Below are 12773 nucleotides of genomic sequence, written 5' to 3' on the forward strand. Positions count from 1 at the left end.
GACTTAAGTAATAACACTTTATTATTCAACAAAAAAATAAATAGCTATGATTAACACAGTAAACCTAAGTAAGGTATTTAGAACCGATGAGATTGAAACTTTGGCTCTTAACAATGTAAATCTGAAAATCAACAAAGGCGAATTTGCTGCCATTATGGGTCCATCGGGTTGCGGTAAATCTACCCTGATGAATATTCTGGGTTTGCTCGATAATCCTTCGGAAGGACAATACACGTTTGATAGTACCGAAGTATCGGGTTTAAAAGAAGGTCAGCGCACCGATCTGCGAAAAGGTAACATTGGTTTTGTTTTTCAGAGTTTTAACCTGATTGATGAGTTGAATGTATTCGAAAATGTTGAAATGCCATTGGTTTATCAGCGAATCAGCAGTAAAACCAGAAAAGAGATGGTGAACAAAGTTCTGGATCGAATGAACATGAGTCATCGTGCACAACACTATCCTCAACAGCTGTCCGGTGGTCAGCAGCAGCGTGTGGCAATAGCCCGTGCGGTTGTTTCCAACCCAGGATTAATTCTTGCCGATGAGCCAACGGGTAATCTGGATTCGAAAAACGGACAAGAAGTAATGGAACTGCTTACCGAACTAAACCGCGAAGGAACAACAATCATCATGGTAACTCACTCCATACAAGATGCCGGCTATGCTCACCGAATCATCAATCTGTTTGATGGAAAAGTTGTGATGGAAGAAAGTCTGGTTGAGGAAGTAATGTAATTCTATTCTCTCAAAATTTATTGATAATTATTAAATGCGTAAATCATGATATCTAATCATTTGAAATCTTTTGCTCTGCACCTTTGGAAAAATAAACTTTATAGTGTGATCACTATTTTGGGTTTTGCCATATCAATCATGTTTATTCTCCTTTTGAGTATTTATATAAAAAATGAATATTCGGCCGATCAATTTCATTTGAAAAAAGACAGGATTTTTCGTATGACTCATGGGGAAGAATCTGGTTTTGCACCCCCATCCGGACCATTGCTGGTGCAAAAATTTCCGGAAGTAGAAAATTTTGCCAGAACCCGAAATATAGGAGTTTATGTAAAAGCTCCCGGCACTCCTAAATTGAAAAACCTGACACTATTTGCAGATTCATCCTTTCTTAGCATTTTCTCATTCAAGATGCTTAACGGCGATAATAAAACTGCATTAAGCAGGGGAAACGCAGTTGTTTTAACGAAATCTTTTGCTTATAAACTGTTTGGTAAACTTCCGGAATTGGGAACGACTCTTACAATTAACGATGATTTTGACCTTGAAGTAACCGGCATTATGGAAGATGTACCTGACAACACGCACTTTCAGAAATTTGATATGCTTGTTAATTTCCCTACTCTGGGAAAAGTATTTGGGATGAGTGATTTTTTGGAATCGTATAACAGCAATTCTTACGGCTTGTATATTTTAACGAAACCCAATACCAATATTCAGGCTAAAGCTCCCGAAATATTAAAAATATTCAAGGAAGTTAATTGGATGTTTAAACGAGAATATGCAACATCTATTGAATTAGAGCCAATTGTTGATTCGTACTTCAGTACGTCCATATCCTACGATACTAAGAATAAAAGCAAAGGTTTTCTTCAGATATTATCGGGTATTGTATTTCTGATATTGGTGCTTTCCATTATCAACTACGTGAATCTTACGGTCGCTCAATCGTCGTTTCGAAGCCGTGAAATTGCAATCAAAAAATTAATTGGCGGAAAGAAAAAAGACTTGTTTTTGCAAAGTATGTCCGAATCGATTATCCTTAGCTTCTTCTCTTTACTCCTTGCAGTTATCTTGTGTTTTCAGGTAGTTCCGGTTTTCAATTATTTACTGGATGCAAAACTCAATTTTATTGATGAATTCACATGGATCAATATTTGCATTGCTCTTTTATTTATGGGTGCTATTGGCATTATTTCAGGAATAATCCCCGCCATTAAAATTGCAAGGTTTGATCCCATTGATGTTATGAAAGGTAAAATCAGAATGAAGGAGAAAAGTATCTATTCCCGAATCATGGTTAGTTTTCAATACCTCATTATTATTACCTTAATCACAAGTGCTTTTTTCATCAATAAACAAACTAATTTTCTGCGGAATCATCAACTGGGTTTCGAACAGGAAAACATGCTTTGTTTTGAGAGCGAAATACCTCGTGAGAAACAGCGTGTTTTGCAGGAAATACTGAAAAAAATCCCCGGAGTTGAAGATGTTTGTTTAAGTGCCGGCACACCCCTTGACGGAGGGAACAACTTATGTTTTACCTATAACGACAAAGAGCTAAGCTTTCAACATTTTATTGTAGATACCAGTTTTTTTAGATTGTTGAACATTCCGATTAGAAAAACAGGCATTGCCTTTTCTAAAGACATTTGCTTGCTGAATGAAGCCGCGGTAAAAGAATTGGAATTGCCCGAAAATGAGAGCAATTTCAAACTACAAGGTACTGAATACCCCATTTACGGAATCGTCAAAAATTTCCATTTCAGGGATTTAAAAAGCAAATTAGGCCCTGCTTATTTTCACATTCTAAAACCCGGTCAGTATGCCTGGAGCTATGTAATAAAATTAAATGGTAAAAATAATTACGAAACCATTCAAAAAATTAAAAAAGCACACAGCGACTTTACTGATGGTACGCCATTACAATTGGAATTCTTTGACGAAACGGTTCACAACTGGTACGAAAAGGAAGACAAAACCGGCAAAATTGTAATGTATTTTACTCTGCTAACTGTAATTATTTCGGTTATGGGATTGTTTGCCATGTCGCTTTATTACGTTCAGCAAAAAAGAAAAGAAATCGGCATCCGCAAAGTTAACGGAGCCAAAACCAAAGAAATACTGGCTATGCTAAACAAAGATTTCCTGAAATGGGTAGTCATTGCCTTTGTATTTGCCTGCCCCATTGCCTGGTATGCCATGCACAAATGGCTCGAGAACTTTGCCTATAAAACAGAACTATCTTGGTGGATTTTTGCCTTGGCAGGACTCATTGCCCTGGGAATTGCATTGCTTACGGTTTCGTTTCAATCGTGGAGAGCCGCTACAAGGAATCCGGTGGAGAGTTTGAGGTATGAATAAATCTAAAATGACAATATGCTTTGGTACAATTTTAAATACGCAATAAGAAACATTCTTAGACAGAAAACCTATAGTATCACAAATATTATTGGCTTGTCCGTTTCGCTTGCTTCCGTTTTTTTAATTCTTTATTACATTCAATTTGAGACTGGCTTTGATCAATATTTTTCTAATAGTGATAGAGTTGTCCGTTTCACAATAGAATATCAAAAAAAAGATTACAACAATCATTTTGCACGAGTAAAAAATCCTGTTATTCAATACTTGGCTGATGATTTTCCGGAGGTAGAATATATGGCTCGTCTTTCTCCATTTAAACAGTGTGCTGTAAAAATTGGTGAAAACAAATTTTACAGCAAAGGAGCTTATGCCACCGATTCGAATTATTTCAAAGTTTTCAATGGCACATTGTTGTTGGGAAATCCCAATAAAATATTAAATTCTAAAGGTCAGGCTGTTATTTCAGAATCGCTTCGAAACAAATTCTTTGGCCCAGAAAATCCGATAGGCAAGCAAATTTCTTTGGAGCATCTACACGATCCAAAATTTCATAATTATACTATTGTTGGAATCCTAAAAGATGTTCCCGCACAATCTCATTTTCATCCTGAAATTCTAATCTCTCTCGAAAATCAAGCTGATTATTCAGCATGGAATTATACCTATTTACTCTTAGACAAAGCTGAGAGTATTAAAAGGGTGAGTAAACAGTTTAATCAATTTAAGAAAAAACATTTTAGTGAAAAAGATATAACCTCCAACATTCTTCATCTGCAAGCTATTCATGATATTCATCTTCATAGTAACAAGGACAGAGAAATTGAAATCAATGGAGATATAAAAAACATTCATTTCTTAATACTATTGACCATTCTTATCTTTCTTGTTGCTTTATTAAATTTCACAAATATTAATATCGTTTCTACAAAAGAACGATCTAGAAACATATTAATAAACCATTTATTGGGTGGAAAATTGCAGCACATTGCAATGGTTGCTTTGTGGCAAAACTTACTAATTGTTGGGGTTTCGGTTGTTTTAGGAATTGGCTTGGCTCGAATTGCTTATTCGAGTTTTCAACAATTATTTTACTTACCAGATTTTATTATTACAAAGTCTACTCTCAAGCACTTCTTACAAATAATCTTTTTTCTTATTGTATGTGGTTCTTTAATAGGAACCTTACCATTACTAAAGCACAAATTAAAATCTAATTTACTCAATAAGACTTCTCTAAGTTTACAAGCCAAATCTGGAAAAAAAACAAGAGGAGTGTTACTATCTCTTCAATTTGCAATTGTAGTCGGCTTATTAATTACCACTTTCGTTATTCAAAGTCAAATTAATCTGTTAATGGAAAACCGACTGGGAGGAACGAACAAAAATATTATCAACATTACCGATGTATCGCCCTCTCTAACTTCTAAATATGATCTCTTTAAAAATAAATTATTAAAAATCTCAGGAATTGAAAACGTTACTGCTTCAATGGAGGAACCCAGTGGTGAAATAATGGATGCTTTTCCCTATCATCTGGAAGGTGTTACCCAAGAAGAATTCTCCAGTAATCCGTTAAATGTATTTACATGTGATCACAATTTCCTTGATTTTTATCATGTACAAATATTGGCTGGAAACAACTTCACTTCAGATACTGTAAGCAAACAATATATTCTTAATAAAACAGCATTACAATACATTGATCCAAAACTACAAGCCGAAGATTTCCTAAACAGATCATTTGAGTTCAACTTTTTTTACAAGAAACTTTTACCCAAAGGACAAATCGTTGGAATTTGTGATGATCTGCATTTAACCAGCATGAATGAAAAGGAAAAACCATTGGCAATTCATTATCAAAACATGGTTAATTCGTGCATAAGCATACGCTTTACCCCAGAAGCCCTTCAAAGTGCTTTAAGTGGCATTCAAGATACATGGCAAGAATTATTCCCTGATTATGCACTAAGCTATCAATTCATTGATGATTTGTATTTACAACGATATCAACAATACATCAACCAGCGGAATTTCCTCAGTGCTTTATCCTTACTGGCAATCCTAATTGCTTGTATCGGCCTAATTGCAATCTCTATTTCAATTATACAAGCAAGAAAAAGAGAAATAAGCATTAGAAAGGTGAATGGAGCCAAATCTTTTGAGATCATACACCTGCTTAATAAATATTTCCTGAAATGGGTAGTCATCGCCTTTGTATTTGCCTGCCCCATTGCCTGGTATGCCATGCACAAATGGCTCGAAAACTTTGCCTACAAAACAGAACTATCTTGGTGGATTTTTGCCTTGGCAGGACTCATTGCCCTGGGAATTGCATTGCTTACGGTTTCGTTTCAATCGTGGAGAGCCGCTACAAGAAATCCGGTGGAGAGTTTGAGGTATGAGTAAATAATCGTTTCAAAAAACTCCTGAAGCAAAAAGAAAAACACCAACAGTAAAAACATATCCCATGATCACATACGATATAAAATCAGCTCTAAAAAGTCTTTTCTCAGATAGAAAATTCACTTTGATCAATATAATTGGATTTGCTTTTGCAATATCTGTCTGTTTGGCTATCTCCTTATTTTTACTTCAAGAGTATTCCTACGATAGTTATCCTCAAAATGCTGATCGTATTGTTCGAATTATTGATTCGAATAAAAACTCAAGTAATATAGATTATCGAGTAAAAGATATCTTATTAGAAAACTATCCTGAATTTGAAAATGCATGTTTGGTACAACGAGAAACGAATCCAACAAATATTAATATTGGCAGCAAAGCATTTAGCATTTCAGATATCATGTCCGTTGACGATCAATTTTTTAAATTATTTTCGACTTCATTTTTATATGGAAATCCATCAAAACCATTTGAAAATATCAATTCGGCAATTCTTACAGAGAGTAAGGCCAAACAATTATTTGGTTCGGAAAATCCCATTGGAAAGGAAGTTTTATTTGAAAGAACAAATCTTTTAACCATAACAGGAGTTATTAAAGATTTCCCATCCAATTCCAGTATATCGGCAGGTTTATTATTAAATGCTGAAAATGACGATTTTAAATTCTCATTTAGTTGCGAGAAATACTCAGATAAAAGTACTCATCGCTGGGAATTTAGAATATATACTCTTATTGGTGAAGACATAGATCATCATGCTCTAAGTGAAAAAATCAATTCCAAGCTTGGTTCATTACAACCATATATTGATAAAATTGGGTTTCTTCCTATTAAAAACATGTACTTAAATGACTCCACTATCGGGAGTCACTCAAAAAGAGGAAACCCGGAACTTCTAAAATTACTCGCAGCAATTGCCTTCATTATATTAATCCTTGCCATGGTTAATTACATCAACCTAACACTGGCTCAACAAAATAAGCGAAATAAAACTACTGGCATCAAGAAAAGTTTTGGAGCATCCACTTCCGATTTATTTGTTCATTTTATTATTGAATCGGTAATCGTATCTGCAATTGCTTTCACTTTATCTATTGTTTTGGTCTATGCCTTATCTCCTCTATATAATTCGGTATTTGGTTCTCCCATTTATATTGACAAATTGCTCGACACCTCTGTCCTGTTATGCTTGCTTGTGTGTATTTTAATCGTTGGTTGCATTAGTGGTATAGCTCCGGCTCTTGTTTTATCCAGATCGAATCCAAACGATATCATAAAAAAAACTGCCCGCCAAGGCAAAACTCAATCCTACTTTCGTAATGCACTTATCATTTTTCAGTTTACGGTTTCAATCGTCTTGATTATCTCCTTACTGGTTGTGCAAAAACAAATTTCATTTGTCAAAAACAAAAATCCCGGATTCTCAGAAGAACATCTGATCTGCCTTTCAATCCCCTATCTTCCAAAGGAAGAAAAATCAAAAACTCAATCATTGGTAAATGAACTAAGAAACTATCCGTTTTTTCAAAATATATCTCTAACCAATGGTGTACCCGGCAAAATAAATTTTCAAATGGGATCTGGAATCGAAAATAAAGATCTTGCTATTCCTTGTTTAATTGTTGATACAGCTTTTATTTCCACTTTTCAACTTCAGATTGTAAAAGGTCGAAATTTAGAATCCGGAGATTACGGAAAAGTTTGTATGGTTAATGAATCATTCTATAATTACTTTGAATTTGCCAATTTAGAAAATAAAAAATATGATAATTACAGAGACGATGGTTTAGATATTATAGCCGTTGTGAATGATTTTCAATACGGATCTTCGCACAATAAAATAGCACCACTCTGTATTATATTTGCTGAGAATAATAATTATTATAATCTGAGCATAAGAATTGCAGCAAATAGTCTTCCCTCTGCAATGAAAACAATAAAAGAAAAATGGGGAGAAATAATGCCAGCCTATCCTCTTAAGTATCAATTCTTCGATGATTGGTTTGATCAGATGTATGAGAAAGAAGAACATTTCGCCAAAACGATTGGGCTATTTGCTCTATTGGCTATTGCTATTTCTTGTTTTGGAATTTTAGGTCTCGCAATTTTCTCATCGGAACAACGCACAAAAGAAATAGGTGTTCGTAAAGTGAACGGAGCCAAAACCTACGAAATCATAAGCATGCTAAACAGAGGATTTTCTAAATGGATAGCCATTGCCTTTGTAATTGCCTGCCCCATTGCCTGGTATGCCATGCACAAATGGCTCGAAAACTTTGCCTACAAAACAGAACTTAGCTGGTGGATTTTTGCCTTGGCAGGACTCATTTCCATGGGAATTGCATTGCTTACGGTTTCGTTTCAATCGTGGCGGGCAGCTACAAGGAATCCGGTGGAGAGTTTGAGGTATGAGTAAATCAATTAACGATTACAAATGAATAATTAATGCAATGAATTTTTATAACATCAAATTATCTTTAAAGAGCTTACTAAAAAACAGAGTGGTAAGTGCAATTAATATTGGTGGACTTGCACTTGGCATAAGTATTAGTTTATTGATTTTTGCTTTCGTAGACAAGGAAGAATCAATGGACAAATGTATTTCTAAGTCTGACAATATATTTGTTCTGGAAAATGATCAAGATTCATATGTCTCTTCCAAAATGGTTGAATTGATCCGCATGAATATTCCTGAAATAAAGCACATTACATATGCTCAAAATGAATGGTCTCCACAAGTATTTGTTGAATACAACAATAAAAAAATAAAAATAAAGCATTTAATTGTTACAGATTCAGCTTTTTTTCGGGTTCTCCCAATGAAAGCTTTATATGGAAATCCATCAACTGCACTAACAACAGCAAACAAAATTGTACTTACTGAAACGCTCTCAAAAAAGATTTTTGGAAATGAAAATCCTATTGGTAAAACAATTACATACAATGCAACCAATTTGCAAAATGAATTAATTGTTGTAGGCGCTGTAATTAAAGATTTGTCTCACAACAGTTCTTTTAAATTTGATGCCGTTTTATCAGAAGATACAAATAACAAAATCGATTGGTATATTGGAAATAAAAATAGCTGGGGCACTCAAAACTATATCTCTTATTTTAGAATACCGACTAATGGCAATATAAACTTGATTAATCAGAAACTTAAAAATATTCCATTAACAGATGTTGAAGAAGATTTTAAAAGCAGCATTAAACTTAGCTCTCTCCCATTACAGAATTCTTATTTCGAAGCACCAGACATCGAAATACAAAGGCATGGAAATCATCTTACAATTATAATTATACGAATCACTGGCATCTTAATCCTACTTTTGGCCTGTATCAACTACATTAATTTAGTGTCAACTCAAAAAATAAAAAGATTGCGCAATATCGGAATCTTAAAAGTTCTGGGAAGTAAAAAGAGGAAAATCATTCAATTGATTAGTACTGAATCTGGTTTAGTTCTATTAATTACATCTGCTCTGGTTATCACATTGCTTTATTTCTTAACAGAAGGTTTAAATCGTCTTACTCAATCTCAGTTTACCCTTGCTGAAATTCTTTCAGGATGGAATCTAGTTGTGTTCATCCTAATATTAATTGTTACACTGCTAATTACAGGAATCATACCAGGCATTATTCTAAGTAGTAATGAAACGACTCAACTACTTAAAAATAAAATCTCCATAAATCATAAAAATTATCTTCGCAATATTTTATTGGTTTTTCAATTTACAATTTCCATTATATTACTAACAAGTATTCTTTTCATTAAGAAGCAGAATAATTTCCTTATCAGCAAAGACCCTGGGTTTAAAAGAGAAAATATTATTTATACAACAACAAATGAAGAAATTTCAAACTTAGGAGATGCATTTCAAAATGAAATGAAAAAAATAGCAGGCGTAGAAGACATCACCTTCTCATCATCAGTAATTGGGTATAATGAATCGAATTGGGGACGTGACTTACTAAATAAGACGGAACAATATAATATATGGTTTTCTAATTTTTATGTTTCTCCTAACTTTTTCAAGTTTTTCGGAATTGAATTGGTTCGAGGAAAACAATTTAATGAATATTCGCCAAAAACAGGAGATTGGATTTTTAATCAAACCGCAATTAAAAAGTTCAGAATTGAACAATTGGAAGATGCTAAACTTTTGAATTGGAATGGAACAAAACAAGAGCCTATTATTGCGGAAGTTAAAGATTTTAATTTCGAATCTATGCACGTTCCCATAAGACCTGTTGGTTTCAGATGTAGAAATAATGTGGATGAAGTAGCCTATTTTAAACTAATAACAACCAATGGCATGGCTTTTAAGCAATGCTTATCCGCTATTCAAAAAAAGTGGACTAAGCTCTCTCCTAAGTTCCCTTTAGAAATTAAGTTTATGAATAGCTCATGGGAGGCCTTATATACAAAAGAAAAACAGTTTCAGAAAATGCTAAATTATGCGACTGCAATTTCTATTTTACTTTCTTGTTTAGGTCTGATTAGTTTAACTTTTTTTATAGTTGAGACCCAAACCAAAGAAATTGGATTGAGGAAAGTAAATGGAGCCAAACCTTATGAAATTGTACAGATGCTAAACAAAGGATTTGCAAAATGGGTAGTCATCGCCTTTGTAATTGCCTGCCCAATTGCCTGGTATGCCATGCACAAATGGCTCGAGAACTTTGCCTACAAAACAGAACTTAGCTGGTGGATTTTTGCCTTGGCAGGACTCATTGCCATGGGAATTGCATTGCTTACCGTTTCGTTTCAATCGTGGCGGGCAGCTACGAGGAATCCGGTGGAGAGTTTGAGGTACGAATAAACAAAATTGGGCAGATATCTGCTTACAAATAAAATGGAATAACAAGAGTAACGAAACTACATAAAAAACGAATATGAATCTTCCACTAAACCTGACGTTAGCAATCCGTAATATCTTCAAGAAGAAGACACAATCCATAATCAGTATTTTAGGATTGGGCATAGGTGTAGGCTGTGTTTTTCTTTTGATGTTGCTTTACATCCACGAAAATTCATTTAATGGTTCCTTCTCAAACAAACAATTACTCTACAGAGTTTTGCAAGGCAACGATTGTCGCACTTCATTTCCTTTGGCAAGCACAAGTAAAGATGAAATTCCTTTAATTGATAATTATTTCAGGTACTATCAAACTGCCGATGTTGAACTAAAAGATTCCCGCAATGAAATTGTACAGGATCATCAGTTTGCATTTTCAGATGCCGGCATGTTTGATTGTCTTGGTATCCGTTTTATACAGGGAAAACCTGCCCAATCAAAATCTGAAGTTTGCATTTCTGAAACTACTGCACAAAAATACTTTAACAGCCTCAACGTCTGCAATCAGCTTCTAAAAATCAAGCTGAATAATCAATTTATATCTTTACGGATTACAGGCGTTTACAAAAATTTTCCTACCAATTCTACTTTTAATGCCAATTTCATTGCTGATATTGAATTAACAAAAAAGGTTCTCAGTCACAACCAACAAATGTTCGGGCATTATGGCCAGCAAAACGAAGAGTTTAAAGACTGGAATCACTTTCCGTTTCATAGTTATTTGCTCCTGAATTCAAAAGCAAATCCAGAGAAGATTGTTCGCAGCATCCAAACCTACAAAGAACGAACAAATCATGAGGAACGGAAAACAATGGATTTTAAATTGCAGGCAATTACCGATATCTATTTAAAGTCAAATGATGTTACCGGAGATACATTTACACCGTCGGGAAATTCGAAGCAATTAATCTATTTTTTGGCCATTGCCTTATTTATTTTACTCATCGCAATTGTCAACTATATTTTTCTTACCAAAGCAAAAATAACCTCCCGCTTAAAAGAATTGGGAACTCAAAAAGCATTGGGAGCATCAGGCATTTCCATCAGAAAACAAATCGTTCTTGAATCAAATTTAATTTCTTTCATTAGCCTTATTCCTGCTTTGTTCGTTGTTGTTATTGGCATTCCATTTCTAAATGCAACTTTGGATCGGAACCTGAGTATGGAATTGTTCTCGATGTGGCAGGTGTGGTTCTTATTAATTATCATTGTTTTGCTTACCGGTTCCGTTGCCGGATTAGCAATCGGCATACATGTTTCCAAAGTTTCAACCGTACTGTTGCTTTTGGGTAAAGTATCTCAAAAACCCAAAACTAAATCCTGGAACAACTCCTTTCTTAGTTTGCATTTTGCCATATTTATTGTGTTGGTTGTTGGTGTTCTAACGGTAAAAAAACAACTCCATTATGCCCAAAACAATTCCCAAAACATCAATCCGAAAAATATTATTATCTGCGAATTAAACTCTCCGGAATTAAGAAATCAGTTCGATGTTATTCAAACCGAAGTTGAAAAAATTCCCGGGGTTATGTATTCCGCCGGATCTTCTTTTATTCCTCCTTTTAACAGCTTTCTTCCGGTTAATTTGCGATACGAAAATGAAAGTATTCAATTCGACGGACTAATTATGGGTAAGGGGATGGCAGAACTTCTGGAACTTAAACTTATAGAAGGTGAAAATTTTGGAGCCTTTCGCACCGATCAAACGGAAATGATTTTTAACGAATCGGCTGCCAAACAGTATAATCTGAAAGCTGGTGAAATGTTTAATGGATGTTATGTAAAAGGAATCGTTAAAGATTTTAATGCTCATTCGTTACGAAGAATGATACAACCCTTGGTTATTCTTCAGCAAGCCCCTAGAAAAATGAGGCTGTTTGCCATAAAAACAAATGGGATAAATGATACTGCAATTACAGAGTCTGTTCAAAAATTATTTAAAGAGATTTCTCCCGATAAAATGGTAAGAGTTTATTCCTTAACCGATCAGATCACTGAATTCTACCAGACAGAACAGCAGCAAGCAAAGCTAATCAGTGCCTTCTCCTTACTTGCCATTGCGCTATCGATAATGGGATTATTGGGCATGGTACTCAATACAATCTCAAAAAAGACAAAGGAAATTGGTATCCGCAAAGTAAACGGAGCCAAAACCTACGAGATTATTGCAATGCTTAACAAAGGTTTTGCAAAATGGGTAGCCATCGCCTTTGTATTGGCCTGTCCCATTGCCTGGTATGCCATGCACAAATGGCTCGAAAACTTTGCCTACAAAACAGAACTTAGCTGGTGGATTTTTGCCGTGGCAGGACTCATTGCCCTGGGAATTGCCCTATTTACCGTTTCAATTCAATCGTGGCGGGCAGCTACAAGGAATCCGGTGGAGAGTTTGAGGTATGAATAAATCTAAA

6 protein-coding genes are annotated in these 12773 nt (G+C 34.8%); all 6 read left to right on the forward strand.

Annotation, left to right across the window (positions count from 1 at the left end; all coding sequences use genetic code 11):
- Positions 1-46: 46 nt before the first annotated feature.
- The 6 genes from GQR60_RS13670 to GQR60_RS13695 all read left to right on the forward strand — a co-directional run bounded on the left by GQR60_RS13670 (position 47) and on the right by GQR60_RS13695 (position 12766).
- Positions 47-736 carry an ABC transporter ATP-binding protein gene (locus tag GQR60_RS13670; protein ID WP_124993477.1) on the forward strand — a complete coding sequence of 230 codons (690 nt, stop codon included), beginning with the start codon at positions 47-49 and terminating at the stop codon, positions 734-736.
- A gap of 45 nt (positions 737-781) precedes the next feature.
- The gene (locus GQR60_RS13675; RefSeq protein ID WP_124993478.1) at positions 782-3100 is read left to right on the forward strand and encodes an ABC transporter permease; all 2319 of its coding nucleotides are present in this window, start codon (positions 782-784) and stop codon (positions 3098-3100) included.
- Between the two features lie 15 nt (positions 3101-3115).
- Positions 3116-5506, forward strand: a complete 2391-nt coding sequence (locus tag GQR60_RS13680; RefSeq protein WP_124993479.1) for an ABC transporter permease — start codon at positions 3116-3118, stop codon at positions 5504-5506.
- 61 nt (positions 5507-5567) lie between these two features.
- The gene (locus tag GQR60_RS13685) at positions 5568-7919 is read left to right on the forward strand and encodes an ABC transporter permease (RefSeq protein WP_124993480.1); all 2352 of its coding nucleotides are present in this window, start codon (positions 5568-5570) and stop codon (positions 7917-7919) included.
- A gap of 34 nt (positions 7920-7953) precedes the next feature.
- Entirely contained in the window at positions 7954-10326 is a 2373-nt protein-coding gene (locus GQR60_RS13690) for an ABC transporter permease (protein WP_124993481.1), read from the forward strand.
- A 73-nt stretch (positions 10327-10399) separates the two neighbouring features.
- Positions 10400-12766 (forward strand): ABC transporter permease, encoded by a 2367-nt coding sequence (locus tag GQR60_RS13695; protein ID WP_124993482.1) that lies wholly within the window; start codon positions 10400-10402, stop codon positions 12764-12766.
- Positions 12767-12773 lie beyond the last annotated feature (7 nt).

Source organism: Labilibaculum euxinicum (assembly GCF_009795715.1).
GTDB lineage: Bacteria > Bacteroidota > Bacteroidia > Bacteroidales > Marinifilaceae > Labilibaculum > Labilibaculum euxinus.